Origin of the sequence: Kutzneria sp. NPDC052558 (assembly GCF_044547355.1) — a bacterium.
Taxonomy (GTDB): domain Bacteria; phylum Actinomycetota; class Actinomycetes; order Mycobacteriales; family Pseudonocardiaceae; genus Kutzneria.
The window spans coordinates 250512-276474 of the sequence record NZ_JBIUAG010000009.1 but is presented as its reverse complement, the minus strand read 5'-3'; the positions used below and the strand labels follow the sequence as shown (position 1 = coordinate 276474).

General features: G+C 69.5%; 20 protein-coding genes. 12 read left to right on the top strand and 8 right to left on the bottom strand.

The window, feature by feature from the left end:
• Positions 1-3: 3 nt before the first annotated feature.
• Positions 4-576: a TetR/AcrR family transcriptional regulator gene (locus ACIG5F_RS19195; RefSeq protein ID WP_396519101.1), complete on the top strand. Its 573-nt coding sequence runs from the start codon at positions 4-6 to the stop codon at positions 574-576.
• Position 577: 1 nt separating this feature from the next.
• Here ACIG5F_RS19195 and ACIG5F_RS19190 read toward each other — a convergent pair whose 3' ends face one another.
• The 4 genes from ACIG5F_RS19190 to ACIG5F_RS19175 all read right to left on the bottom strand — a co-directional run bounded on the left by ACIG5F_RS19190 (position 578) and on the right by ACIG5F_RS19175 (position 8018).
• Positions 578-1522, bottom strand: a complete 945-nt coding sequence (locus ACIG5F_RS19190) for a phosphotriesterase (RefSeq protein WP_396519099.1) — start codon at positions 1520-1522, stop codon at positions 578-580.
• 57 nt (positions 1523-1579) lie between these two features.
• Positions 1580-2068 carry a carbohydrate-binding protein gene (locus tag ACIG5F_RS19185; protein ID WP_396519097.1) on the bottom strand — a complete coding sequence of 163 codons (489 nt, stop codon included), beginning with the start codon at positions 2066-2068 and terminating at the stop codon, positions 1580-1582.
• A gap of 124 nt (positions 2069-2192) precedes the next feature.
• Positions 2193-7361: an NACHT domain-containing protein gene (locus ACIG5F_RS19180; RefSeq protein WP_396519095.1), complete on the bottom strand. Its 5169-nt coding sequence runs from the start codon at positions 7359-7361 to the stop codon at positions 2193-2195.
• 69 nt (positions 7362-7430) lie between these two features.
• The gene (locus tag ACIG5F_RS19175) at positions 7431-8018 is read right to left on the bottom strand and encodes a TetR/AcrR family transcriptional regulator (protein WP_396519093.1); all 588 of its coding nucleotides are present in this window, start codon (positions 8016-8018) and stop codon (positions 7431-7433) included.
• A gap of 107 nt (positions 8019-8125) precedes the next feature.
• On the opposite strand from ACIG5F_RS19175, the gene ACIG5F_RS19170 reads away from it, so the two are divergent.
• The 5 genes from ACIG5F_RS19170 (at position 8126) to ACIG5F_RS19150 (ending at position 14711) form a co-directional block, all read left to right on the top strand.
• Positions 8126-9157: an ABC transporter permease gene (locus tag ACIG5F_RS19170; protein WP_396519091.1), complete on the top strand. Its 1032-nt coding sequence runs from the start codon at positions 8126-8128 to the stop codon at positions 9155-9157.
• Positions 9157-9810 carry an ABC transporter ATP-binding protein gene (locus ACIG5F_RS19165; RefSeq protein ID WP_396519089.1) on the top strand — a complete coding sequence of 218 codons (654 nt, stop codon included), beginning with the start codon at positions 9157-9159 and terminating at the stop codon, positions 9808-9810. The genes ACIG5F_RS19170 and ACIG5F_RS19165 overlap by 1 nt, the downstream gene beginning before the upstream one ends.
• A 90-nt stretch (positions 9811-9900) precedes the next feature.
• Positions 9901-12918: a hypothetical protein gene (locus ACIG5F_RS19160; RefSeq protein WP_396519087.1), complete on the top strand. Its 3018-nt coding sequence runs from the start codon at positions 9901-9903 to the stop codon at positions 12916-12918.
• A 112-nt stretch (positions 12919-13030) separates the two neighbouring features.
• Positions 13031-13888: an oxidoreductase gene (locus ACIG5F_RS19155; RefSeq protein ID WP_396519085.1), complete on the top strand. Its 858-nt coding sequence runs from the start codon at positions 13031-13033 to the stop codon at positions 13886-13888.
• A 1-nt stretch (position 13889) separates the two neighbouring features.
• A complete protein-coding gene (locus ACIG5F_RS19150) occupies positions 13890-14711 on the top strand; it encodes an NAD(P)-dependent oxidoreductase (protein ID WP_396519083.1) in 822 nt (273 codons plus the stop codon).
• Here the strand turns inward: ACIG5F_RS19150 and ACIG5F_RS19145 are convergent.
• On the bottom strand, positions 14708-16249 hold the full coding sequence (locus ACIG5F_RS19145; protein ID WP_396519081.1) for a purple acid phosphatase family protein: 1542 nt from the start codon (positions 16247-16249) through the stop codon (positions 14708-14710). The two genes, ACIG5F_RS19150 and ACIG5F_RS19145, sit on opposite strands and share 4 nt — an antisense overlap.
• 185 nt (positions 16250-16434) lie before the next feature.
• Between ACIG5F_RS19145 and ACIG5F_RS19140 the strand changes: the two genes are divergently transcribed.
• Positions 16435-18741, top strand: coding sequence for a molybdopterin-dependent oxidoreductase (locus ACIG5F_RS19140; protein WP_396519079.1), 2307 nt, complete (start codon positions 16435-16437; stop codon positions 18739-18741).
• Positions 18742-18745: 4 nt separating this feature from the next.
• On the opposite strand, the gene ACIG5F_RS19135 is transcribed toward ACIG5F_RS19140, so the two are convergent.
• Positions 18746-19165, bottom strand: a complete 420-nt coding sequence (locus ACIG5F_RS19135; protein WP_396519077.1) for an uL11 family ribosomal protein — start codon at positions 19163-19165, stop codon at positions 18746-18748.
• Positions 19166-19273: 108 nt separating this feature from the next.
• Between ACIG5F_RS19135 and ACIG5F_RS19130 the strand changes: the two genes are divergently transcribed.
• Entirely contained in the window at positions 19274-20086 is an 813-nt protein-coding gene (locus ACIG5F_RS19130) for a hypothetical protein (RefSeq protein WP_396519075.1), read from the top strand.
• Complete coding sequence (locus tag ACIG5F_RS19125; protein ID WP_396519073.1) at positions 20079-20489, top strand: GntR family transcriptional regulator; 411 nt, start codon at positions 20079-20081, stop codon at positions 20487-20489. The genes ACIG5F_RS19130 and ACIG5F_RS19125 overlap by 8 nt, the downstream gene beginning before the upstream one ends.
• Here the strand turns inward: ACIG5F_RS19125 and ACIG5F_RS19120 are convergent.
• Complete coding sequence (locus ACIG5F_RS19120; protein ID WP_396519071.1) at positions 20444-21931, bottom strand: LCP family protein; 1488 nt, start codon at positions 21929-21931, stop codon at positions 20444-20446. The genes ACIG5F_RS19125 and ACIG5F_RS19120 overlap by 46 nt on opposite strands.
• A gap of 88 nt (positions 21932-22019) precedes the next feature.
• Positions 22020-22622: a TetR/AcrR family transcriptional regulator gene (locus ACIG5F_RS19115; protein ID WP_396519069.1), complete on the bottom strand. Its 603-nt coding sequence runs from the start codon at positions 22620-22622 to the stop codon at positions 22020-22022.
• Between the two features lie 83 nt (positions 22623-22705).
• Between ACIG5F_RS19115 and ACIG5F_RS19110 the strand changes: the two genes are divergently transcribed.
• Genes ACIG5F_RS19110 through ACIG5F_RS19100 form a run of 3 tightly spaced genes read left to right on the top strand, consistent with a single transcriptional unit; the run spans position 22706 to position 25961 of the window.
• A complete protein-coding gene (locus ACIG5F_RS19110) occupies positions 22706-24151 on the top strand; it encodes a bifunctional 3-(3-hydroxy-phenyl)propionate/3-hydroxycinnamic acid hydroxylase (RefSeq protein ID WP_396519067.1) in 1446 nt (481 codons plus the stop codon).
• Entirely contained in the window at positions 24148-24978 is an 831-nt protein-coding gene (locus ACIG5F_RS19105) for an alpha/beta fold hydrolase (RefSeq protein ID WP_396519065.1), read from the top strand. The genes ACIG5F_RS19110 and ACIG5F_RS19105 overlap by 4 nt, the downstream gene beginning before the upstream one ends.
• The gene (locus ACIG5F_RS19100; protein ID WP_396519063.1) at positions 24975-25961 is read left to right on the top strand and encodes a VOC family protein; all 987 of its coding nucleotides are present in this window, start codon (positions 24975-24977) and stop codon (positions 25959-25961) included. Before ACIG5F_RS19105 ends, ACIG5F_RS19100 begins: the two co-directional genes overlap by 4 nt.
• Positions 25962-25963 lie beyond the last annotated feature (2 nt).

Below are 25963 nucleotides of genomic sequence, written 5' to 3'. Positions count from 1 at the left end.
TCAATGGCGACGGCCACGGGCAAGCTGTCCGCTCGGGAGCGCCTGCTGGCGGCGGCCGACGAGCTGTTCTACAACGAGGGCGTGCACACGGTCGGCATCGACCGGGTCATCGAGCACGCCGGCGTGGCCAAGGCCTCGCTGTACAACACGTTCGGCAGCAAGGACGAGCTGATCCGCGCCTACCTCCGGGGGCGGCACGACCGGATCGCCGGCCACATCATGGCGGCGGTCGACGACGCCCGGACGCCGCGGGAGAAGGTGCTGGCCGTCTTCGAGGGGCAGAACGCCGCGTACGCCGAATCCGGTTACCAGGGCTGCGCCTTCCATCGCGCCAGCGCCGAATCCCGGCCCGGTGACCGGATCGACCTGGCCACCAAGGACTATCGGGTCTGGATGCGGGGCCTGTTCACCGAGCTGGCCGAGCTGGCCGGCGCCCCGGACCCCGACGCGCTCGCGGCCCAGCTGCACCTGGTCTTCGACGGCAACGGCGTGGCCACCCGCAACGACCGCGGCCCGGGCAGCACCAAGATCGCCAGGGCCACCGCCGAGATTCTGCTCGACGCCGCGTTGGCGTGAACTACTCGAAATACCGGCGCGGGACGTCCACCAGCATGGTGTCGATCTGCTCCTGGGTGACGCCCCGCGCCAGCACCCATGGGATCACGTCGTCGTGCAGGTGCGTGTAGTTCCACTGCGGCAGCGCGATTTCCCTTACCCCGGCGGCGATCCAGTCGATGTAGCAGGAAGCGTCCTGGGACAACACCATCCGGTCCGCGTAACCGCGCCGAACCATCTCCACCAGAGTCTCGGCCCTGGCCTCGAACGTCGTCTCCAGGTTGATGCCGAAGCGGTCCATGCCCAGTGTGAAACCGGCGTCGGCCAGCTCGGCCAGATGATCGCAGTCGGTGGTGTCGCCGCTGTGCCCCAAGACGATTCGGCTCGGATCCACCCCCTCCTCGTCGCACATGACTCGCTTCACGTGCTGCCCGGTCCTGGCGCCGGGATGGGTGTGGACGGTGATCGGCACGCCCGTCTCCAGATGGGCCTTGGCCACCGCCCGCATCACCCGCTCCACACCGGGCGTGAGGCCGGGCTCGTCGATCGCGCACTTGAGCAGGCCGGCTCGGATTCCCGTGTCGGCCACGCCTTCCCGGATCTCCGTGACGAACATGTCGGCCATCGGATCCGGTTCCCGGTACCAGAAGTAGGTCGGCACGTCGCGGTAGGTGTAGACGCCCGTGGCCGCCACGATGTTCAGCGGCACCTGCTCGGCGATCCGCTTGATCCGCGGCAGGTAGCGGCCCAGGCCGATCACCGTCGGGTCGACGATCGTCCGCACTCCCGTGTCGTGCAAGGCTTTCAGCTTGGCGACCGCGTCCGCGACCCGCTGATCCTCGTCGCCCCACTCGCTCGGGAAGTTGGCCTGCACGTCTGCCGTGAGCACGAAGATGTGCTCGTGCATGAGGGTGACGCCGAGCTCCGCGCTGTCGACCGGGCCGCGGACGGTCTGCACCTGAGACATCGTCTCTCCTGTCTGGCTGGGACTGACCGCGTCCCAGCCTGCCAGCCGGACGGCGTCTCAGCACCCCGTCGCCACCAGCCACACCCCTTCCGCGTTGGCCCCCGGGACCGCGTTGTAGTTCCACCACTTCGCCATCCACAGCCGGCCCCCGTAGGCCACCACCGCGCCCCCGTCATACGCGGTGTCCCGCTGCCACTGCGCCACTGGGCACGTGGTCTGCGGTTGGGTCTGTCTCACCGGTGGATTGCTTGCCGCCTGTTGGCTACTGGTCGCCGGCCGGTTCGTGATCACCGTTGGCGCAACGTCTTTCGTCGTCGTTCCCGCCACGGTCGTCGTCGCCGAGGTTGTCTCCGTAGTCGACTCCTCGACCGGCGCGGCCGTCCTCGTCGTCGGCACCGGCTCCGCCACCGGATCAGGCTCCGACACGTTCGTCGCCAGGAAGATCAGCACCGAGCAGCCCAAGGCCCCGGCGGTGGCCGTCCACACCAGCACCCGGTCCAGTCGCCGGCCGTCGCCGCCCGGAGGCATGGGATCGAACGGGTCCATCGGGGGCGGAGCATACGCCCAGTGGATCATCCCCCGCCAGACCAGATCCGCAGCATTGGACCCGAAATCGGCACTTGCCGCACGGGGTTCGCCGGGGCGATCTCAGCTGTGGCCTTCGTGGTCGCTATCGACCGACTGCCGCTGTCCCGTCCAGTTCCCGGATCAGAGCCCGGGCCTCCTCCCGGCACACCGCACTCCACCGGGCCAGGTGACAGGCCGCCCGCCTTCGCACATGCCACCGCACGGCGTCGTCATTCGCCACAGCCCGTACCACCACCGCAGCCCGATCCCGGCAGTCCCGCCACAGCGCCACCGCTCCCTCGGCACACCGCATCCGCACCACCGCCCCGTGCCGCTCCTCGTCGGCCATCGCCAGCAGCTCCAACGCCGCCTCCTCCTGCCGGCACTCGCCGATCTCCAGCAGAACCTTCCGGCGTAGCAACGGCTTCTCGGTGTCGAGCATCGTATTGAGCAGCTCCAGCACCTCACCCCGCCGATTCGGCGAGATCTCGCTCAACACACTCGCCGCCCTCGCCCTTGCCCCCACCGGCAACCGCGTGTCCGTTGCCATCCCCCACAACAACTCCACCGCCCGCTTCCGCCCTTTTCGCCCCCTCTCACCCAAACTCTTCCCCGCCCGCCACCTCAACGCCGGCCGCTCCCTCGAATCCCCCGCAATACCCTCGAACAGCTCCGCCGCCCTAACCGAATCCTCAACCTGGTAATCCCTCAGCTCCGTCGCCGCATACCATCGCACCGACATCCCCGTCCCCTCGTCATCACGCATTGCCCGCAACCCCGCCAGCCCGTCGTACGCCCCCAACGCCAACAACGCCTCCGCCCGCTTACGCTCACCCCCCGCCTCCGCAATCTCCCTCAACACCACCACTAACCCCGGCGGCGTCCTCGGACTAGCCGCCACCAACACCTCCACCGCCCTCCGCCTCACCCTCAGCGCCAATCCCTCATCCACAGCCATCCGCTCCACCTCACGCCGCACCTCCCGCCCGCGCAACGTCCCCAGCCGTATCAATGCCTCCTTCCCTCGCCACGACCCCGGCGCCTCCAGCAACGCCGTAGCCTCCGCATTCGCCCTCATGTCCAACCGCGCCAACGCGGCCGCCGCCTCCACCCGCTCCTCCTTCGGAAACTCCGGCGCAGTCATCACCTCCCGAATCTCGGCCACAACCTCCGCCGCCAACGGAAGGTCATCCCAGACGTCAGGCTCAGGTAGCCGCTCCTTGATCGGCAATGCCCGGTCGGCCAGCAACGTGCGCTCGACGCGGGTACGCAGATCCCGCCGCAAGTGTCCGATCAGGGCCCTCCGCTGCCCGCCGGCGCCGCGGGCCAACGCGGCGCTGGCTATGAGGCCGTAGGGAGGTGCTGTCGTGGTATCGCGAATCGGCCACCGAGCCCAATAGGCTGCTTGTGCGCGTTCGTCCGCGGTACGGTCAGGTTCGTCGGCCATGCGACAGACGAACGCGAACAGGCGTGTGACGACGCACCGGTTGATAGCTGCGTAATGGCTGGCGCTCAAACAGCGGTCGTATACCGCCAAGCTCTGGTCGTCGACCAGATCGGTCAGGTGCTCGGCGGCTCGATCCCAGTCGACGGCGCCGACGGTTACGCACTCGGTCAGCACCTCGGCGAGATGGCCAGGGCGACGAAAGTCGGCCGCGAGCTGACACTCGAGCTCGGCTGTCGCTTCACCTTGGTGTGTGGGGAACGTGGTGAACAGATGCATCGCACTTTCCCAGCGTTTGTTCGCGGTCACGTCCGGATGGGACAGCAAAGCACACAGTGCCGGCCCAGTGGCCACACCGAGAGCCGCGAGCTTCCCCACCAGCTGTGGCCAGAGGAAGCTGGCGAAACCTCCGGCAGGAGACAGCGCCTCGGCCGCGATGTCCTGAACCGCCGTTTGATCGATTGTGGCCAGCATGCCTTGTCCGGCAAGTCGGTCGACAGGCGTGTCGGCATGTTCGATCAGGATACGCAGCGCCGTCTTCGTCTCGGCGGTATCGCTGAACCCTAGTAGCTCCAGCGCGTCTAGGATCGCTCGGATGCGGGCGATGCTGGCCTCCGGTGCTTGCGCCAGTGTGAACAGTGTCCGCACTACCTGTTCTCGTAGGCCGATTCCCACGATCGACAGCTGCATCGCGACATAGCGGAAGTCGAACACCATGGTGTGCACCGAATGAAGCATGACGCACAGCTCGCGGATCGCGTCGGCGTGAAAGCGAGGCCCCAGGCCGATCAGTCCGTTCAGCGCGCACATGCGCTCATGGAAGGACCTGTTGTCATCGCGGAGAGCTATCAGCATGGCGTCGGCGATCATTTCGCGATCGGCGTGGGATGCCGCGAAACCTTGTGCCTGGAAGAACCACGGGACCGGTTTGCTGCGAGCCTGAATGATGCTGAGCAGTGCAGCAAGCGCGTGACTGCGGAACTGTGGCCCCAGCTTCGCCAGCAGCCGCCAGGCTTCCAGGCATGCCTCGGTGCCGAGCTCGGTCTCCGCGATGCCCGCCAAGCGTCGAGTCACCTCGGCGTGAAGTTCGGGGCCTACGTCGATCAACGCTGATGCGGCCCGACACCTGGTCGTTGCCGGGGCACTGCCATCGGACAGGTGAGCCCGCAGTCGTCCCACGGCTGAGGCGCGGTGCTGCCCTCCCAGTTTGGAGAGGCGGCCGAGGAGCATCACATACGCGTCCAGATCGGATTCGACCTCGTTGAGCAGCATCCATAGTTGGTTGGCCAGCTCGGGTTCGCGGGTCGCGCCGCATTCCCGCAAGGCATCGAGTGCCGAGATCACTTGAATGGTGGGTACAGTAGGATCGACCACCTGCGCCTGAAGCCTGGGTACGGCGCACTCGCGAAAACTCGGGCCGAACCCGGCCAGCTTCACGGCGCAATTCGTCGTGTCTATCGCGTGCATCACGGGCTCGAGCAGCATGGCCTGCACACTCTCGCCGGCGATCTGACGGTACTGCGGTCCCAGCCTGGCCAGCACCTCTGCGGCTGTCAGGCGATAGGTGTAGGCGCGGTGACGATCATGTATGACCATCGTGAGCGCCTCGGCCGTTTCGAGCAGAAACTCCGGGCCGAGCGCAGCCAGGCCGAGTGCGGCGTCGTCACGACTGGAGAGGTTGTGCATGGGGTCGTGGAGGACCAGGCGGTAGGCCTCGGCGGCTCGTGCGTGGAATTCGGTGCCGATTTCTACCAAGCCGGTGGCGGCCTCGACCACGATGGAGGGGGCGGTGTTGCGGTCGTCTAGCCATCGCATCAAGGAAGCTACGGCGAAGGCGCGGGCTTCGGGGCCGAAGGCGGCGAGGATGACGGCGGCGGTGCGGTAGTCCTCGCCGGTGCCGGTGTTGTCGGCGAGAACCGAGCGGAGGCCGCGTTCGGCGGTGGTGCGTTCGGAGGCGCCGGTGTCGGAAAGGGCTTCGGCAGCGGTGAGGCGGTTTTCGATGGCGACCTGGGGATCGTCGATGAGGGAGCGGAGGAACCGAAGGGCCGAGGGCTGGTGATGGCCGCGGACGCGGACGGCGAGGGCGGCAGCGGCGGAGGTGCGGGAGGAGAGGGGGAGAGTCTGGTCCCGCATGAGGGCGGCGAGCCAGTCGGCGAGGGCGGGGTGCTGGGTGGCGCGGCAGGTGTGGGCGAGGATGTCGTCGGCGAGGTAGTGGGTGGTGGCGGCCCAACCCCTAACTGTGGCAAGGAAAGCGTCGATGGCGGGGCCGGTGGCGGGCATGCGTTTGGCAAGGAGGCGGGCGGCCAGGAGATGTTGGTCGGCGCCGCGGGCGTGGAGGGATTGCAGCAGGGGATCGGCCTGGTCGGGGTGCAGGCGGGTGTAGTGCAGGGCGACGGAGCGGGCGTAGCGGCCGCTTTCCTTGGGGGAGGCGGCATAGAGCAGGCGGACGAAGTCGTCGTGGTCGGCGGTGAATGTGGTGGGCAGACTGCGGGCCTTGGCGGTGGCGGCGAGGTGTTCGGCGAAACTGTGGTGCAGGAACGTCATGTCTTCGCCGCGACGAACGAGGGGGCCGGCGGCGACGAGGAACTCGGTGAGGCGTTCGGGCCAGCCTAGGGGCAGGGCAGTGGAGACTTTGGCGCGTATCCACTCGCGGGCGGCGGTCACCAGCGAGGTGTCGGACTCGACGCGGACGACGCCGAGGTGCTCCAGCAGAGGAACCCGGAAGGGCTCGAAGGTCTGGTCGGCGGGGCGAATCGAGCGCAGGTAAGAGGTGTACGCCTCGTACAGCTCATACTCGTTGTCCGGCAACGGAAGATCGACGTGGGTCTGGAAGACGATGGCGGCAATGGTGGCCAGCAGGGGAACGCGTACGAGGTCGTCGAGGTGGGCGGCGCGGATCTGGCGTAGGAAGCGTTCGGCCAGTTCGGATCCGTCGGTGGCGAACCAGTTCTCGGCGAACCGGCGCAGGGCCTCCTCGTCGAAAGGCTGGAGTTCGTAGCGCACAGCGCCAATCCGTTGCAGCGGGGCGAGCACGGTGCCCTCGATCGGCCGGGTGGTGAGCACGACTCGATAAGTGGATTCGGCGGCACACGAGGCGAGGACCTTAGCTAGGCGGTCACGGTCATCGCCGTCGGCGACCTCGTCGAGGCCGTCGACCAGCAGCAGCCACCGGCAGTTCCGGACGCGTTCGGACAGTGCGGCGGCTGAAACCGGCTTGCGGAGGAACGAGCCGTAGTCAGCGCGGACGCTGTCGGCCAGGGCATCGGCGAACGGCAGGTGGAGTCGGGCGGCCAGGGCACGCGCGGTCAAACGCAGTGGCACCAAGGGTTCGGTCAGGGCGGCCTCGCCGGTGCCGAGCCAATGCGCGGCAGCGTCGGCGGCGAGGCGAAGCGACAACGTGGATTTGCCTTGCCCGGCGCCGCCGGTGACGACCAGGTGATCGGCATCGTCGAGCGCCTGGCGCACAGTGCGGACCGGCGGCCGGATGGCGATCCGCGTCGGCGGCGGGCCCGGAACCTCGACGAGTTGGCCGTGGCCGTCCAGGATCGGCGTCGGCTGCGGCGGCTCGGACCGTGACGTGTCCACGCCGGTGCCGAGGTCCTGCCGGACGTAGACGTCGGCGAGGGCGGGGCGGCTGGCGCCGGGCAGGCGTTGCGGAAGGTCCTGGGCGGCCTGCACCTGGGCCCGCAGCAGGGAATCGATCTCGGGCGCGTGATCGACCGGGTTGGTGGCGTTGATGTAGACGCTGCCGTGCACGACGTTGGCCACGCTGGAGCCGTGCACGTCGCCCACGATGCGGTTGGCCAGCCGATCATCGTTGTCCGACACTCGGCGATGGTGCACCCGGCGGCCGCGGCAGACCGGCCAGCGGGCCGGGGAGCAACCCGAAAGGACCAATCAGCCCCTGATATCAGGGATTCCGTGCCGGACCTGGGTGACGGCGGCGTCGATGACCCGGCGGTTGGCCAGTTCGTCGGCGCCGAGCAGGGGGCTGGCGGCGGTGACGACGCCCTGGATGAGACGGGCCCGCAGCTCGGGGTGGTCGACGCCGAGATCGGTGAGGGCCTCGACGAGCGGGGCGAACAGACGGGAGTGCTCGGCCATGACGCGTTCCTGGGCGGCCGGGCCGAGGGCGTGGCCGGCGAGCACGACCAGGGCGGTGTGCCGGCCGTCGGTGAGCATGCGCAGCTGGGCGCGCACGAAGGCGGAAATGCGGTCGGCGGGGGAGGAATGGCGCCGGACCTCGGCGTCGAGCTCGGCGATCCAGCGCGGCAGCTCGTCCTCGACCATGGCCGCGACGAGGTCGTCCCGCGAGCGGAAGTATTCGTAGAGGCTGGGCCGGGACAGGCCGACCTGCGCGGCGAGGGCGGACAGCGTCAGCGCGTCGGGCCCCTGCTCGGCGACCAGGACCCGGGCGGCCTCGAGCAGCGTGCGCAGCCGCTGCGCGCGGTGTTCGGCGACGGTGGGGGCGCTGATCTTCGGCACGACCCCGAGTCTACCCGGTGTTGCCGACGTCACGTCGGAAAAGCGGGCACGGGTTCCCGACGTCGTGTTGGAATAGTTCCCGACAAGGTGTCGGAAAGAGGTGTGGGATGGGGTTTCTCGCCTGGCGGGAGATGCGCCACGCGCCGGTCAGGTTCGGCCTGATCGCCGGCCTGGTGGCGCTGACGGCGTTCCTGGTGTTCGTCCTGACCGGACTGACGGTCGGCCTGGGCGCGGCCGATGTGTCGGGCCTGCAACGGTTGTCGGCCGACGGCATCGTGTACGCGAAGGGCTCGGCCGACGATCTGTCACGGAGCCGGCTGCCGGCGACCGATGAGCAGCTGATCGCCGGCGTGCCGGGGGTGACCGACGTGCGGCCGATCGGATTCACCATGGCGGCGCTGACCAAGGGGCAGGCCAGCGTGCCGACGGCACTGCTGGCGATGAACGGCGTCGACGGCGGCGTGGTGCTGGACAATCAGGCCCGGGGTAAGGGGATTGACGTCGGCGACACCGTCACGGTCCAGCCGGGCGACGTGCCGCTGAGGATCGCCGGCTACGCCGACCTGGGCAGTATCCAGCATTCGGCCGTGGCCTACCTGCCGTTGGCCGACTGGCAGCGCCTGCACAACACCGAAGGCGTCAGCGCCTACGCAGTGTCCACATCGGACGATGCCGCGCTGGCGGCGATCGCCCGCGTGGCAACGGACACCGACCCCGTGACGAAGGCGGTGGCGATCGACGCGGTTCCGGGCTACCAGGCGGAAACCGGGACGATCGGCCTGATCCGGTCCTTCCTGTACGCCGGTGCGGCGCTGCTGATCGGCGTGGTGTTCTGGATCCTGACGCTCCAGAAGGAGGGCCCGCTCGCCGTCCTGCGGGCGACCGGGGCGTCCCGACGGCTGCTGATCGGCGCGTACGTCACCCAGGTGCTGGCCACCGCCGTCGCGGGCGTCCTCGTCGGCGCCTTGGCCGGCGTGGCGATGGGGCTGGCCATGCCGCCGGCGGTGTTCGTGCTGCCGCCGAGCGAGGTGGTAACGGCTGGCGCGTTACTACTGGTCGTGGCGCTGGTCGGGGCGGCGGCCTCGGTCCGCCGGCTGTTCACCGTGGACCCGTTGTTGAGCCTGGGAAGGACCGCCTGATGGTGACCGCCGCATTGCACGACATCCGCCACGGCTACGGCGACGTCAATGTGCTCCATGGCGTCGACCTCGAACTGATGGCCGGCGAACTGGTCGCGTTGCTGGGCCCGAGCGGTTCCGGGAAAACCACCCTGCTGGCGATCGCCGGCGGTTTGCTCACCCCGACCGCCGGCACCGTGCGAATCAACGAAGCGCCACTGTATGTGCACGGAAAGGTGGACCGCAAGGCCGCCGCTGACACCGCGTACATTCTCCAGGCGTCGTCGCTGATCGGTTTTCTCACGGTCATGGACAATCTTCTCGTTCGTGACATCACAGCCGGCAAACGCACCTCCAGCGCCGACCGGAAAAGGGCTCGTGAACTGCTTGATGCCGTCGATCTCGCCCCCAAGGCCGGCCGTTATCCGGCGCAGCTGTCCGGCGGCGAACGCCAGCGTGCCGCGGTCGCGGCGGCCCTCTACACCCAGGCTCCCGTCATTCTCGCCGACGAACCGACAGCGGCGCTGGACCGCGAACGGGGCCGGGCCGTGATGGCCCTGCTGGCCGAGCACGCCCATCGGCGCGAGGCCGCGGTGCTGGCCTGCACCCACGACGAGCGGGCCCTCGACCTGGCCGATCGGGTGCTGCGCATCGAGGACGGGCGGATCGGCTGAATCCGGATTGTTCGGCTTCGCTGCTGATTTGCCAGACAAACGCCTCCTGTTCGACGATCGTGGACGACGAACAGTGGGGGGTGTCAGCGCATGCCACGAAGCGAGCGGCCGCTCGACCCGGGCGACACGCCGCTGCTGCGGTTCGCGGCCGACCTCCGGCGGCTGCGGGAAAGCGCCGGGAGCCCGGTCTATCGAGAACTCAGCGTCAAAGCCCACTATTCGGTGGCGGTCCTGTCGGAGGCGGCCGGCGGACGAAAACTGCCGTCTCTGGCCGTGACCATCGCCTATGTGGACGCCTGTGGCGGCGACACCCAGGAATGGGAGCGTCGATGGCGTGACGTGGCGGACACGCAGGAAGTCCCCTCGATCGAGGACCACGGCCTGGCGCCCTATCCGGGTTTGTCGGCGTTTCAGGTCGAGGACGCCGGTCGATTCCACGGCCGCGGCGCGCTGCTGGCCCATTTGTCGAACCAGATCCTGAATCGGCGTCTGGTCGTCGTGTTCGGCGCTTCGGGAGCCGGAAAGTCCTCGCTGCTGCGGGCCGGTCTCGCGGCGGCGAGCCTTCGGGACGGCGTCGACGGCCTTGGCCCGCAGCGCACGGTCGTTTTCACGCCCGGCGCGCACCCCGTTGAGGAGTGCGCGCTGTGGCTGGCCGACCTCGTCGATGCCACGGCGACCACCCTCCGGGCCGAGCTGCGCGCGGATCCCACCGCCCTGCACCTGTGGCTGCGGCAGGCCGTCGTCGAGGACACGCGGGAAGTGCTCGTCATCGTCGACCAGTTCGAGGAGGTCTTCACCCTCTGCGCCGACGAGGACGAGCGGCTGGCGTTCATCACCGCCCTGATGCACCTCGCCACCGTCCCGACCAGCGTCGTCCGCCTGGTGCTCGGCGTCCGGGCCGACTTCTTCGGCCACTGCCTGCAATACCCGCAGCTGCGCCAGGTTCTCGGCGAGGGGCCCGTGCTCGTCGGCGCCATGACCGCCGACGAGCTGCGGCTGGCCATCACCAAGCCCGCCGTCGATCTCGGCTACGCCGTCGAGACCGCGCTGGTCACTCGGCTCGTGTCCGAGGCCACCAACCAACCCGGCGTGCTGCCGCTGATGTCGCATGCCCTGCTGGAGACGTGGCGGCGTCGGCAGGGCATGACCCTCACCGCCGCCGGCTACGACGCTGCCGGCGGCATCAGCCACGCCATCGGCCGCACCGCCGAGACCGTCTACACTGGACTGGAGCCGCTCCAGCAATCCGTTGCCCGCCAGGTCTTTCTGCGTCTCACCGCCCTCGGCGACGGCACCGAGGACACCCGCCGCCACGTCACCAGGGCCGAGCTCGACCACGTCGAGGGCCTCTCCGAAGTCCTCGCCGCCCTGGTCGACGCCCGCCTCATCACCGTCGACCAGGACGGCGTCGACATCGCCCACGAGGCCCTCATCAGCCACTGGCCCCGGCTGCGGGAGTGGCTCACCGAGGACCGCGACAGCCTCCGCACCCAACGCCAACTCACCGAGGCCGCGGAGATCTGGGACTCCCTCAACCGCGACGATGGAGCTCTCTATCGGGGCGCTCGCCTGGAGATGACCCGCGAGTGGGTCAAGTCCAGCAGGCCGTCCCTGTCCCATCGCGAGCAGGCCTACTTCAACCGCAGCGTCGAGGTCTGCGTGCTGGAAGCCATGGCCGCCAAACGCCGAACCCGACGCCTCAAGCAGTTGGTGGCGCTGCTGGTCGTGCTCCTGGTGGCCCTGACGGGAACGACGACATACTCGCTGATCACGCAGCAGACCGTGGCCGACCAGCGGGATCGGGCGACCGTCCAGAACCTTGTCGACCAGCTTCCCGCCATAGGACGGGACAACCCGGACCTCGCGAGCGAATTGGCGCTCGCCCTGTACCGGCTCGATCCCACCGCTCGGACGCGTGGGTTGGTGCTGGCCGGTCAGGCCAACACCAGTCAGCTTCTGATGGCGCCCGAGGACTTGGCGTCGACGGCCCAACAGGGCCAGCCCCTGAACGCGACCTCGACGCTGTATGTGCACCAGGTCATGGGCGGCGCGATCGAGGTGGCGCCGGTGAAATCCGGAGACTCCTGGGCGCACCTGCCGGTGCCGGCGATCGGTGATCTTGCGCACTACCCCGTGCCGGGTGCGTTCGCACTGTCGGGGGACGGATTGCGCCTCGCGGTGGTCCGTCAGGGCGTCGACTACGACAACACGGTGGATCTGTGGGACATCGCCGACCGTGATCACCCGAAACTGGTGCGGACCTATCTGACCGACACCGAGGTCGTCGCGGCCTTCACCCCGGACAGCAGGACACTGGTGATCAGCTATGCCGGCACCGAGTCCACCGGCACCGATGGCAACGGCAAGACCACCACCAGCAATATCGACGCGCGCACATGGCTGTGGGACATCGCCGATCCGAACGCCACCCAGCCGGTCGCCGTGCTGCCGGAAACCATGCGGGCGCTGACGTTCTCCGCGGACGGCGGCACGATGATCACGCCGCCGATCGCCATCGTTTACCAGTCCAGTGACGTGATCACGAGTACTGCCGGGCCGTGGCAGATCTGGGACCTCGACGCCGTGCGGGCCGGAAAGCCGACGCAGCCGCTGAAGACAAAGGCCTTCCCGCTCAACTCACAGGTCAGCGTGTCCCCTGACGGTCGACAGTTCGCGGTCATCTCCACCACCGACGGCGCCAGTGTTCTGACGCTCTGGCAGCGCGGCGCGCACAGCGACCTGACGAAGGTGGATGAACTGCCGCTGGGCACGTACGCCGATGGCCCGGTGTTCAGCCCCGACGGCCGGCATGTCGCCGGCCTGGAGGGCGACATGGCGGTCGTGTGGGATGTCGGAAACCCGGCGGCGCCGGCTGAGTTCGCACGGATGCCGGGTGTGACCACATCGTCCAGGTTGTTCGCGTTCACCGCGGACGGGCGGCTCACCAACATCGAATCGGCGGACGTGCTGACCCGAGGGCTGGACCCGGAGGCCGCCGCGGCGAAGATCTGCGCTGCGGTGAAGAAGTCGACCGTGCCGAAGGAGAAGTGGCCGGCGTGGGGTTCGTTCTTCCCGTCGATGGACGTGCCGGAGCCCTGTTCGCGCTGAGGCTAGCCCTCCCAGTCCCAGGAAAGGCGGGGCGCATCCATCGGCCCCGGCGAGGTCGCAGCATTGGAAACTGCGAGGCCGCAGGGAGCGGCCGAAACGGGAGGCAGGAACCATGGTGGCTGGTGGCACGATCACGCCGGCGGAGGGGCTGACGCTCACCCGGATCGGGTACGGCGCGATGCAGCTGGCGGGGCCGAACGTGTTCGGGCCGCCGAGGGATCGGGGCGAGGCGGTGGCGGTGCTGCGGGCGGTGGTGGAGGCCGGCGTGACGCACATCGACACGGCGGACTTCTACGGCCCGGCGGTGACGAACGAGCTGATCAGGGAGGCGCTGCACCCGTACCCGGGGCAGCTGCACATCGTGACGAAGGTGGGGGCCAGGCGAGGGGCGGACGGGGCGTGGCTGCCGTCGCTGCACCCGGCGGACCTGAAGGCGCAGGTGCACGACAACCTGCGCAACCTGGGCCTGGACGTGCTGGACGTGGTGAACCTGAGGGTGGCGGGCCACGACGTCTCCGACGACGAGCCGGTCTCGGAGCAGTTCGGGGCGCTGGCGGAGCTGCGGGAGCAGGGCCTGATCCGGCACCTCGGCCTCAGCGGCGTCAACACCCGGCAGTTCGACGAGGCGCAGGCGATCGCCCCGGTGGTGACGGTGCAGAACCTCTACAACATCGCCAACCGCACCCACGAGGACCTGTTGGCCCGCTGCGAGAAGGAGAACATCGCCTTCGTGCCGTTCTTCCCGCTCGGCGGTTTCAGCCCGCTCCAGTCGGACGCGCTGACGGCGGTGGCGGACAAGGTCGGGGCCTCGCGCCAGCAGGTGGCGCTGGCCTGGCTGTTGCGGCGGTCCCCGGCGATCGCGCTGATCCCGGGCACGTCCTCGGTGGCGCACCTGCGGGACAACCTGGCCGTGGCCGATCTTCAGCTGCCGGCCGACGCGGTGGCCGAGCTCGACGCGATCGGGGCCTGACGTGACCACGGTGGGCTTTGTGGGACTGGGTGACCAGGGCGCGCCGATCGCGCGGGCCGTCGCCGAGGGCGGCTTCGAGCTGCACGTGTGGGCCCGGCGGCCGGCGTCGCTGGCCGTGCTGGAGGGTGTTTCCGTTGTGGCGCACGAATCCCTGACCGATCTGGGCGCATGCGACATCGTGGCGCTGTGCCTGCGGGAGGATCCGGACGCGTTCGAGGTGGCGGTCGACGGCGGCCTGTTGGCGGCGATGCGGCCGGGGTCGGTGCTGGTGCAGCACGCCACCGGATTGCCGCAGCGGGCCCGGGAATTGGCCGGGCACGCGGCCCGGCACGGGGTCGAGTTCGTCGACGCCCCGGTCAGCGGCGGCCACGCCGCGGCCGTGGCCAAGCAGCTCACCACGATCGTCGGCGGTGTGGACACCGTGGTCGAGCGGTGCCGGCCGGTGTTCGAGACGTTCTCCAAGCAGATCGTCCACATGGGACAGATCGGGACCGGCCAGTTCGGCAAGCTGTTCAACAACACACTGATGATGATGAACCACAAGAACGTCATCGACGTGCTGGCGCTGGCCGTGGACCTGGAGCTGCCGCTGCCGCGGCTGTTGGACGTGCTGCGCTCCGGCTCGGCGTCCAGCACGGCGCTGATGGCCTTCGGGCCGGCGATCACCATGGACAACGCCGAACACCTGCGCACCCTGGAGCTGATCGACATGGATCTGTTCGCCGGCGCGGTGGAGTCGTTGGGGGACAAGGCGAAGGAGGTCGTCCGGCAGGCCGTCGCGGGGGCCGAGGGCCTGCCGGAACTAACCAGGGTGATCGGTTAGCGCTGCACGGTGAACTGGTCGACGGCCGTGCCGTCCTCGGTCAGCGACCGAACCGTCATCCGGGCCGGTGTGGTTCCCTTGGCGGGGGCGACATCCACGGCGACCAGGCAGTAGCCGGTGTAGCGGACACGGGACCAGGTGACCTTGACGGTCTTGTCGTGACCGCCCTCATCGGACACCTTCATCGGCTGCGTGCCGTCGTTGCTGGTCTCGTGGCCCATGTACGTGTCGGTGCCGGGGAAGGAGTAGATGCCGCCGCCCCCGCCGCCGGCCACCACGTAGGTGGTGCCGTCCTTGGCCGGGGTCACGGTGTCCCCGGAGGGGAGCTTGCGGGTGGCCTTGCCGGCGCGGATCGGGTCGGTGCGCTCGTAGATGTGGTTGTGCCCGTTGAGGACCAGGTCCACTGTGTACTGATCGAACAGCGGGCCCCACTTCTGCTGCGCGCCGAGCTCGGCGCCGTTGTCCTGGCACGTCGAGTAGACGCACTGGTGGAAGTAGACGACGATGAAGTCCAGCGTCGGGTCGGCGCGCATCGCGGCCAGCGTCGACTTCAGCCAGGCCAGCTGCTTTCCCTTGGTGTAGTCCAGGTTGGCCGGCGTGTTGTAGCAGATGTCGTTGCCGTCCAGGCTGATCAGGCCGACGTTCTGGTACCGCCACGAGTAGATGCCGGTCGACCCGCTCCAGGCGTTGTCCGGCATGGTGAACCGGGCCCGGACGCCGCCGTAGCCGTCGGCGGCGTACCACGGCTCCATCTCGTGGTTGCCGACCGCGATCATCCACGGGATCTGGGCGGCCGCCGGCTCGTTCTGCCGGAAGAACCCGTCCCACACCCGGGCGTCGTACTTGTTGTCGGTGCCGCCGTCGCCGTCGGTGTTGGCGTAGCTGAGATCGCCCATGTGCAGGTGGAAGGCGGGGGACAGGCCGGAGATCAGGTTGGCGGTGGCGATCGCGTTGTAGCCGACGCCCTGGTCGCCGAAGGCGGTGAAGCCGAAGCCGGCGCCACGGCCGGCGGCCGGCGCGGTGCGGAAGGTGGCCACGCCGTCCAGCCGGCCGGCCGGGTCGTAACCCTGGTGGCCCACCACGTAGTAGTAGGTGGTGTCCGGCACCAGGCGGTCCAGGCGGGCGTGCAGGTATTGCTGCACCACGGTTTTCGGCTTGACCAGCGGCTCGTCCTCGACCGGGTGCTGCCAGGACAGCTGGCTGGTCAGGGTGCGGACCTCGGCGGCGATGGGGGAGCCGAGGTCGGTGGGGCTGGTGCCGATCCGGATGAACGGCCCGGTCACGGCCGCCGGCGCCTGCCACGACACGACGACCTGTTGGGACGGGTCCGCGCCGAAGGCCAGGTGCCGGCCGAACGGCCGTAGCGCCGATCCGGAGACCCTCTCGGTGGCCGCGCTCGCCATGGGCAGCGCCCCGCCCACCGCCAGCGCCGCCCCGCCCACCACGCCGGCGCGGAACAGCGCCCGACGCGTGTAGCGAGCCGTGTAGCGCTCATGTTGCTCGGCCAACGTCAGGTTGCGTCCAGGTGTGTTCCGCATGAACGAAAAAGTTAGGAAACTTTCCTATTTAGTGTCAAGGGTCACACCGGCGGCGTCAACCGCCTGGAGCAGGCCGGAACCGGTGCCGAAAAAGTCACGGTCCTCTGTTGGCGGTGAATCGGATCGCGGAGAAAGTCCTTGTCGGGTGCTTGACAGGCTGAGTCTTATTACGCAACTGTGGTGGGATGGGCGAGTGGCACAAGACCGCGTGCAGCCTCTGCTACGTCAACTGCGGCATCGAGGTGCAGACCGAGGGCAGGGCGATCACGCGCGTGCGCGGGGATCGGGAGAACCCGCGGTCGCGGGGGTACCTGTGCCAGAAGGCGCAACGGCTGACGTGGTACGGGGACCACGGGGACCGGCTGATGACGCCGCTGCGGCGGCGGGAAGACGGCACGCATGAGCCGGTGAGCTGGGAGAGCGCTCTCCGAGAGATCGCGGCGAAGCTGGCGGCGGTCCGGGACGAGGACCTGGCGGCGGGGCGGCCGGGGTCGATGGCGTACGTGGGCGGCGGCGGGCAGGGCAACCACTCGGGTGGGGGCTACGGCCTCGCGCTGCGGAGGTGGATGAACTCCAGCCGGTTCTTCGGGGCGCTGTCGCAGGAGAAGACCGGCGACTTCTGGGTCAACGGCAAGATGTTCGGCGGCCAGACCACCCACACCGCCGAGGGTGTGGAGGAATGCGACCTGCTGCTGGTGATCGGCTGCAACCCCTGGCTGGCCAACGGGTTCACCCGGGCCCGCAGCGCGGTGAACGACATCAAGAACGACCCGGCCCGCCGGATGATCGTGATCGACCCGCGCCGCACGGAGACGGCTGAGGTGGCGGACGTGCACCTGCCGCTGCGCCCGGGCACGGACGCCTACCTGCTCGGCGCGATGCTGGCGCTGATCATCGAGCGGGGCGGGGTGGACGCCGAGTTCCTCAACGCCCGCACCGAAGGCTTCGCGCAGGTGAAGGCGACGCTGGAGAAGATCACGGTGGGCCAGTGGATCGCGCACGCGGAGGTCGAGCGGGCCGACGTCGACCGGGCGGTGGACCTGATCCTGGCGGCCGAGGCCATGACGGTCCGGGTGGAGCTGGGCATCCAGCAGGGCCGAAACTCCACATTGAACAGTTACCTGGAGAAGCTGCTCTACCTGCTCACCGGCAACTTCGGCCGGCCCGGCACCAACGCCCTGCACACCTGGCTGATGCCGCTGTGGAGCGAATCCCGGGGCGAGCGCTCGGAGATCACCGGCTTCGAGTACATCGGCGGCATGCTGCCGCTGAACACCCTGGCCGAGGAGATCCTGGCCGACCACCCGAACCGGGCCCGGGTGCTGTGGGTGGAGTCCTCGAACCCGGCCAACACGGCGGCGGACACGGCGGGCATCGAGCGGGCGATCCGCGCGGCCGAGTTGTCGGTGGTGATCGACGTGGCCTTCACCGAGACGGCGGCGCTGGCCGACTACGTGCTGCCGGCGGCCTCCCAGCACGAGAAGTGGGAGTTCACGTTCTTCGACTTCGAGTTCCCCGTCAACTACTTCCACCTGCGGCCGCCGCTGTTCGAGCCGCTGCCGGGCACGCTGGTGGAGGCCGAGATCTACGCCCGGCTGTTCGAGGAGCTCGGCCTGCTGCCGGAGCAGTCCACAATGGACGATCTGGCCGCGCTGCCGAGAACGGAGCTGATCAAGGCGGCGGGCCCGGTGTTGCAGGAAAATCCGGCGATCGCGCCGTTGTTGCTGTATCGGACGCTCGGGCCGAGCTTGCCCAACGGCGCGGCGTCTGCGGCGGTGCTGTGGCCGGGCTGCCTGACACTGGCCAAACGGATGCCCGTTGCCGTGCAACGAGCTTTGGACACCGACCTGGAAGGGCCGGCGCTGGCGTCGGAGCTGTTCGACCGGATCCTGGCCAGCCCCAGCGGACTGGCCTTCAGCAAGCACGAGTACGACGAGGTCTGGCAGCTGATGCGGCACGACCGCGTGCACCTGGCCGTGCCGGAACTGCTGACCTGGCTGGAAAGTCTCGACCCGGAGCGGGACCGCCCCGACCCGGAGTACCCGCTGTCGTTGAGCAACGGCCAACGCCGGCGACACAACGCCAACCAGATCCTGCGCCCGCCGAGCTGGCGCCGCACCGACCCGGACGGCGCACTGCACGTCCGGACCGACGACCTGGCGGCGATCGACGCCGCCGAGGGCGACTGGGTGGCGATCGTCAGCCGGGTCGGCCGGATCGTGGTCCGGGCGGAGATCGACGACTCGCTGCGCAAGGGCCAACTGGCGCTGCCACACGGGTTCGGCATGTCCGTGCCGGACGGCCGTGGCGGGCGGGTCGTGCACGGCCCGCGGATCAATGTGATCACCGACGCTCAGGACCGGGACCCGATCGCCGGCACCCCGCACCACAAGGACATGCCGGTACGGCTGGAGCGGGCCACCGCCGCCGAGACCGAGGCGGCGGAGCGGGACGCGGAAGTGGTGCACGCCCTCATCTCCGCCGGCTCCTGAGCATTCACCTGTCCTGCACGGTGACCCCCATGGACCGAGCGGTGCCGGCGACGATGCGCATGGCCACATCGAGGTCCGTCGTGTTCAGGTCGGGCAGCTTGCGCTGGGCGACCGCCCGCAGCTGAGCAACACTCAGCTGGCCGGCTGAGCGGTGCCCGGGCCGATCGGATCCCTTGCCAACCAGGGCCTTGCGGATCAAGTGCGAGGTCGGCGGCGTCTTCAGGCGTAGCTCGAACGACCGGTCGTCGGCGACACTGATCACCACCGGCACGACGTCGCCACGCTGGTCGGCGGTCGCCTTGTCGTAACTTCGCTTGACCTCGACCAGGTTGACGCCGGTCTGGCCGAGCATCTTGCCGAGGTCGGCCATGGCGGCGTTGCCCGCCTCCAGGTGCAGGGTGATCTTTTTCTTCACGGATGCCATGGCGGCGGACGCTAGGGGCTGACGTAGCTGGAGAGTCAACGCGAATTGCGCGAGCCCGGCTCTTGTGTCAGCATTGTGTCGACCCTTTGATACAAAGTTGGGGTGGACATGAACCACATCCTGCTGCTCGTCGGCGTCACCGTGGTGTTCGCCGCGGTGGTGCTGCTGGTGCTCTGGCCGACCGTCCGCAGTGGACCGCGGCTGCTGCGCAACTGGGGTGTGGCCGAGTCCACCCCGGAACAGGGCCGCATCGCCCGGCTCTACCTGCTCCACCGGCGTGTGCTCTACGTGGTGCTCATCATCGTGGCCGGCCTGATCGGCGGGCTCACCGACGAGAGTCAACGCCAAGCGGCGTTTCCCAGCGCGTACTTCCCCTACATCGGGTGGCTGCTGGCGGCGCTGCTGCTGGGCGAGCTGATCGCGATGCTGCGGCCGGTCAACGGCCCGGTTCGGGTGGCCACGTTGGAGCGTCGCACCATCCGTGACGTGCTGCCGATGTGGATGATCATCGTGCACCTGGCCACGGTCGTGCTCTCGGTGGCCGGCATCCTGTGGGCCGACGTGGACGACCGCACGGGGGCCGGCCTTCCGCCGGTCTGGGGCCAGGTGCTGCTGGTGATCGCCAGCGCGGCGGCGGTGTACGCCGTGGCCTGGCTGACGGTGGCCCGCCCGGCCGCGGGCGACGCTGTGGTCGACCGGGCGCTCCGGCTGCGCAGCGCCCGGGTCGTGATCGGCATCGGCACGATGTTCGCGGCCACCATGCTGGCCGGCGCGCTCTACATGATCGGCAGGTGGCACCAGACGGCAGCCACCGTTGGCGCCGTTGCGCTGCTGTACGGACTGGTCATGTGGGGCGTGATGGCCAGTGCCTTCGCGTTCTGGAGCGGGTTGCGCGGACAGGTGCCGGCGCGCAATGGCTGACCTGGTCCAGATCGCGGTGGAGCCGGACAACGGCGTCGCCCCATGGCGGCAGGTGCGGGACCAGATCGCGGCCCGGATCGGCTCGGGCGAGTTGCCCGTCGGGGCGAAGCTGCCGACGATCCGGCAGCTCGCCCGGGACCTGGGCCTGGCCGCCGGCACGGTGGCCAGGGCCTATCGGGAGCTGGAGGCGGCCGGCGTGTTGCAGACCGCCCGCCGGCAGGGAACCGTTGTGGCGCAACGGGTCGTGCCGGACGAGGCAGCGCGGCAATTGCGGGCGGCGGCCGCGGGTTTCGTGACCAGCGCCCAGGCCCTGGGCTTCGGCGAGGAAGCGGCGTTGGCCGCCGTGCGAGCGCAGTATCAGTCGACGCAGGGGATGTCGCCGCCCATCACCGCGCCGCCCTGAGGGCCTTCGGTCGGGATGGGCACGGAGGTCGGCGTCGACGCCGTCGCGCCGCCGGAAAGCGTTGCCGGCCATGTGAAGTCGGCGCCGAGATAGAGGGCGACGTGGTGCGCGGCGGCGGCGCTGCTGGCCACCAGCTTGGCGTTGCCGAGCAGCGCCGCCAACGCGGTGGCGTCCTCCTTGGCGGCGCTGCCGTAGTAGACCGTGGTGGTGGCCTGCCTGGCGGTGGGGGTGACCTCGCCGGCCTTGAAGCCGTTGGCGGCCAACGCGTCCGACAGCTTCTTGCCGGTGCCGTCGGGCGCGCCGGCGTTGCGGATGTCCACAGTGGAGCCCTGGCCCTTGATCGCCGGTGGCGCCGAGGTCGTGGTGGTCGGGGCCGGGGCGCCGGTGGTGGCGGCCGGGGGAGCGAACAGGGTGTGCACGACCGCCCGCACGGTGGGAACGTCGATGTTGTTGATGTCCTGGCCGTTGGCGTCCTTGCCGTAACCCAGGATCGGCAGCGTGTGGAACTCGATGTTGCCCGAGGTCAGCGCGGTGGCCTGCTGGGCGAAGGCGAGCAGGTCCCAGTCCTTGTCCATCACCACGTCCTTGGACGCGACGGTGAGCAGGTCCTGCATCTTGCCCAGGCTGCCGAACACGCCCTGGCCCTTGAGCTTGGTGGTGACGGAGGCCAGGAAGGCCTGCTGCCGGTGGGTGCGGTCGAGGTCGTTGTTGGGCAGGTTGTCCCGCTGCCGCACGAAGGCCAGCGCCTGCGCGCCGTCCAGATGTTGCCGCCCCTGCTTGAAGTTGGCCCCGGCGTTGGTGTCGGAGGTGGCGTGGTTGAGGCAGACGTCGATGCCGCCGAGCTGGGTGGCCAGGTCGTAGAAGCCGGCCAGGCTGATCTCGGCGAAGTGGTCGATGGGGATGTCCAGCAGGTGCTCGATGTTGGCGATGGTGGCCGCGCGGCCGGCCTCCCGGCTGTCCCGCTCCAGCTGGGGGCCGCGCTCGCCCTTGGCGTAGAGCTCCTCCTGCTTCTGCGCCTTGGCCAGGCCGTAGGCCTCCTTGATCTTGCCGGTGCGCTCGCCGTACAGAGTGTCCACAAAGGTCACTTCGTCGTCGCGGGGCACCGACACCGCCGTCGCCTTGCTGCCGTCGTTGGGCACGTGCACGACGATCATCGTGTTGGTGTTGTAGCCGCCGCGCGAGCCGTCGCCGGCGTGCAGGGCGGCCTCCACGGCCGGCGGCAGCGGGTTGCCGTCCAGGTCGAGGCGGGTGGTCAGGCCCATGACCAGGATGTTCTGCGCCCCGTCCTTGGACTTCGGGCTGTCCGGGTTGATCGCCGAGGACGACCCGAGGCCCTGCAGCTGCTCGTAGGTGCCGTACGCGACGCCGAAGGTGGCCAACACCGCGACCGATGCGGTGGCCGCCACCACCTTGCCGGCCAGCACGGCCGCACGCTTCCCCATGGCGTCCCTACGCCGAAGTGGCGTCCCGGGTTGCACGTGTGGCCGGAGTCATAGCTCAGAGCCGAGGCGGCCCGCACCAGTTCGGTGGCTACGGTGTCTTGGCGGCCAGCAGATGCCGCGCGGCGTCGACCAACACCCGCCCGTGCAAGGCGAACAGCGCCCCCAGGTCGACGGAATCGCCGCCGATCTCGACCGCCACGAAGAAGCCGTCCACCGCCGCCATGGCGTACACCGCCAACAGCTCGTTCTCACGGTCGCCGAGCTCCGGCGCGTACTCCCGCACCAACTCCCGGATCCGCGTCAGGGTCTTGGCCCGCACCTCCAGGAACACCCGCCGGGCGCTGGCTTCCCGGGGCCGCCGCTCCAGGGTCAGCATGAGGCCCAGGCGGAGGAAGTCGGGGGTCTCGACCAGGGCCCTGCCGATGCGCACGACCAGGTCGACGATGTCGTCGCCCTCGAGCTCGAAGGCCGTCATCCACTCGGCGAAGCTGCGCTCGATCACCGCGGCGATGAGCTCGTCCTTGTCCTTGAAGTGCCAGTAGATGGAGCTGGCCGGCAGCCCGGCCCGGGTGCTGACCTGGGCGATGCTGGTCCCGTCGTAGCCGCGTTCGCCGGCCACCTCGGCCGCCGCGTCCAGGATGCGCCGCCGCGACTCCTCGCCGTTGGCCCGCCGCCTGCGTCCCTCGGTCACCGCGACCACCTCCTTGACAACGCAGCTTACTGTAGCGACCATTCCAGTAATTACCGTAGTGATCGCTACAGGAACGAGGTCCGGTGTCCCACTACGACGTCGCCGTCGTCGGTTACGGCCCGACCGGCGTCACCGCCGCCAACCTGCTCGGCGCGCTCGGCGTGTCGACGCTGGTCGTCGAGCGCGATCCCGAGGTCTACGGCCGCGCCCGGGCGATCTCCACCGACGAGGAGATAGTCCGGATCTGGCAACGGATCGGGCTGGCCGACGAGCTCACCCGCGACATGGTGCCCGACCTGCCGATCAGCTTCGTCGACCAGCGCGGCCGCTCGTTCTACGACGCCGCGTTCACTTCTCGCGGCCACGGCTACCCGCCGCAGCTGTTCATCTACCAGCCCGCCCTGGAAACCACGCTCCGCCAGGGCGTGAAACGACATCCGAACGTCACCGTGCGGCTCGGCGCCGCCTGCCAGGCGATTCGCCAGCGTCCCGACGCCGTCGAGTTGGACCTGTCCGACGGCGCCGAGACCGCGCGGTACGTGATCGCCGCCGACGGCGGCTCCAGCCCGATCCGCGGCCAGTTGGGCGTCCGCTTCGACGGCCGCACCTACGAGGACCGCTGGGTGGTCGTCGACACCAAGGTCAAGCGGGACTGGCCCGGCCACGACCGGCTCCGGTTCCACTGCGACCCGGCCCGCCCGGCCGTCGACTGTCCGACCCCGCTCGGCCACCACCGCTGGGAATTCCCCGTGTTGCCAGGGGAAAGCGAGCAGCAGCTGACCCAGGACGTCTGGCGGCTGCTGGCCCGCTACGGTATCACCGACGAGCACGTCGACATCCTGCGGGCCGTCGTCTACAGCCACCACGTGCGGGTGGCCGAACGCTGGCGCGTGGGCCGGGTGTTCCTGGCCGGCGACGCCGCGCACGCGATGCCGCCGTGGATCGGCCAGGGCATGGCTGCCGGGGTTCGGGACGTGGCCAACCTCTGCTGGAAGCTGGCCGGCGTGCTGAGCGGGGAGCTGTCCGACAGCGTTCTCGACTCGTACGAGGTCGAACGGAAACCGCACGTCCGGGCGACCATGAACCGGGCAGCACAGGTCGGCCGGCTGATCACCGAACGCCGGCCGGCCGTCACCAGGACCCGGGACGCGCTGCTTCACCGCTTCGGCCGCAGCACCTGGTCGCAGCGGCTCGTGATGAGCCGGAGCTGGGTCCCGGAGGCCCACTACACCAAGGGTTTTGTCGAACGCGGCCGGGCCGCCGGCCGCAAGATCCCGCAGCCGTGGGTGCTCGACGCCCGTGGCGACCGCCGCCGCCTCGACGATGTCATCGGGCCGGGTTGGGCGGTCCTCAGCCTCCGTGACGAAGCTGGCGCGGTCACCGTGCTGCCGCCCGGCTCCGCCGCCCGAGCCGGCTGCGTCGTCGACATCGCTGGCACGCTCATCGCCTGGCTCCGCCGGCACCGCGCCGAGACGATCACCCTCCGCCCGGACGGCTTCGTCCACTCCTCCCGGAAGCGAACCCCATGAACGAACGTGTTGTGCAAGCCGGCCGCCACCGGATCTTCCTGACCGAGACCGGCGCCGGCCCGGCCGTCCTGCTGCTGCACGGCGGCGGTCCGGGCGCCTCCGGCATGCCGACCTACAGCGCCAACATCGACGCCCTGGCCAAGCAGTTCCGGGTGATCGTGCCCGATCTGCCCGGCTACGGCCGCTCCAGCAAGACCATCGACCAGAGCGACCCGTTCGGTTCGCTGGCCGAGGCCGTGCGCGGCGTGCTCGACGCGCTGAGCCTGGAATCCGCCAGCCTGGTCGGCAATTCCTACGGCGGCTCGGCCGCGCTGCGGCTGGCCCTGGACACTCCGTCCCGTGTGGACCGACTCGTTCTGATGGGGCCGGGCGGCATCGGCACCGCCAAGTCGTTGCCCACCCGGGGCTTGCGTCGGCTGCTCGGCTACTACCCCGAGCCCAGTCGGGAGAAGCTCGCCACCTTCATCCGTGAGTACCTGGTGTTCGACGGTTCTTCGGTGTCGGACGCGATGCTGGACGAGCGGTACCGCGCCAGCCTCGACCCCGAGGTGATCGCCAATCCGCCGCTGCGCCGGCCGTCCAGCCTGAAGACGTTGCGGCGCATGGACTTCACGCTCGACCGCCGGCTGCGCACGCTCGACGTGCCGACGCTTGTGTTGTGGGGCGTCAAGGATCGGGTCAACCGTCCGTCCGGTGGGACGACATTGGCCCGGACCATGCCCAACTGCGACCTGATGCTGTTCGGCAACACCGGCCACTGGGTGCAATGGGAGTGCGCCGACCGGTTCAACAGCATGGTCGCCGAGTTCATCGGGAGCGCCGCGTGAACGACGTCTTCGGCAATGTGCACCTGGGGTACGTGGTCGTCGAGACGCGGAAGTTCGCCGACTGGCGGCGATTCGGCGTCGACGCCATCGGCATGCCGGTCGAGCACCTGGATCACGGGACCATGCGGTTCCGGCTCGACGACCGCGAATGCCGGTTCCTGCTGCACTACGGCCCGGCCGAGGACGCCGTGGCCATCGGCTGGCACATCGACGACCACGAGACGTTCGACCGGATCCTGGCCCGGGTCGTCGACCGGGGCGTGCCGGTCACCGAGGGCACCGCCGAGGAGGCCGCCCACCGCGGCGTCGAACGCCTCTGGCGCTTCCCCGGGCCCAAGGGCCTGGCCCAGGAGATCTTCACCACGCCGGTCGTGAACCCCGTACCGGTCAAGGGTTTTGTCACCGGCGAGGGCGGCATGGGCCACATCGCCGTCACCTCGGTCGAGCCGCACAAGGTGCGTGGCTACTACAACACGGTGTTCGACGCCCGGCTCACCGACTACGTCGACGAGACCATCAGCGGCGTCAAGCTCAAGATCCGCTTCCTGCGGGTGAACAGCCGGCACCACTCCGTCGCCGTCGCGGCCATCGGCGGCCTGCGGCTGGACCCCATCCGCACCCGGATCCAGCACCTCAACATCCAGGTCGCCGACCTCGACGACATGACCCAGGCCTACCTTCGGGTTCACCAACTGGGCTTCGGCATGGCCCTGTCGGTCGGCCAGCACACCAACGACCGCGAGCTCTCCTTCTACGCCCGCAGCCCGTCCGGCTTCGAGTGGGAGGTCGGCTGGAACCCGGTCGCCATCGACGAGTCCACCTGGGAGCCCGCCACCTACCAGGGCATCAGCATCTGGGGCCACACGCCCGTCGGCCAGACCGTGCTGGACCGCCTGGCCCAGTTCAAGCGCGCCGCCCAGTCCCTGCGGGCACGAGAGGAAACCGTCCCCGCCCTCAGTGGCCCCGGCATCCCCGACGACTGACC

Coding starts and splice junctions, on each gene's coding strand:
- ACIG5F_RS19195 (WP_396519101.1), top strand. CDS start 4: ATGGCGACGGCCACGGGCAAGCTGTCCGCTCGGGAGCGCCTGCTGGCG.
- ACIG5F_RS19190 (WP_396519099.1), bottom strand. CDS start 1,522: ATGTCTCAGGTGCAGACCGTCCGCGGCCCGGTCGACAGCGCGGAGCTC.
- ACIG5F_RS19185 (WP_396519097.1), bottom strand. CDS start 2,068: ATGGACCCGTTCGATCCCATGCCTCCGGGCGGCGACGGCCGGCGACTG.
- ACIG5F_RS19170 (WP_396519091.1), top strand. CDS start 8,126: ATGGGGTTTCTCGCCTGGCGGGAGATGCGCCACGCGCCGGTCAGGTTC.
- ACIG5F_RS19165 (WP_396519089.1), top strand. CDS start 9,157: ATGGTGACCGCCGCATTGCACGACATCCGCCACGGCTACGGCGACGTC.
- ACIG5F_RS19160 (WP_396519087.1), top strand. CDS start 9,901: ATGCCACGAAGCGAGCGGCCGCTCGACCCGGGCGACACGCCGCTGCTG.
- ACIG5F_RS19155 (WP_396519085.1), top strand. CDS start 13,031: ATGGTGGCTGGTGGCACGATCACGCCGGCGGAGGGGCTGACGCTCACC.
- ACIG5F_RS19145 (WP_396519081.1), bottom strand. CDS start 16,249: ATGCGGAACACACCTGGACGCAACCTGACGTTGGCCGAGCAACATGAG.
- ACIG5F_RS19140 (WP_396519079.1), top strand. CDS start 16,435: ATGGGCGAGTGGCACAAGACCGCGTGCAGCCTCTGCTACGTCAACTGC.
- ACIG5F_RS19135 (WP_396519077.1), bottom strand. CDS start 19,165: ATGGCATCCGTGAAGAAAAAGATCACCCTGCACCTGGAGGCGGGCAAC.
- ACIG5F_RS19130 (WP_396519075.1), top strand. CDS start 19,274: ATGAACCACATCCTGCTGCTCGTCGGCGTCACCGTGGTGTTCGCCGCG.
- ACIG5F_RS19125 (WP_396519073.1), top strand. CDS start 20,079: ATGGCTGACCTGGTCCAGATCGCGGTGGAGCCGGACAACGGCGTCGCC.
- ACIG5F_RS19120 (WP_396519071.1), bottom strand. CDS start 21,931: ATGGGGAAGCGTGCGGCCGTGCTGGCCGGCAAGGTGGTGGCGGCCACC.
- ACIG5F_RS19105 (WP_396519065.1), top strand. CDS start 24,148: ATGAACGAACGTGTTGTGCAAGCCGGCCGCCACCGGATCTTCCTGACC.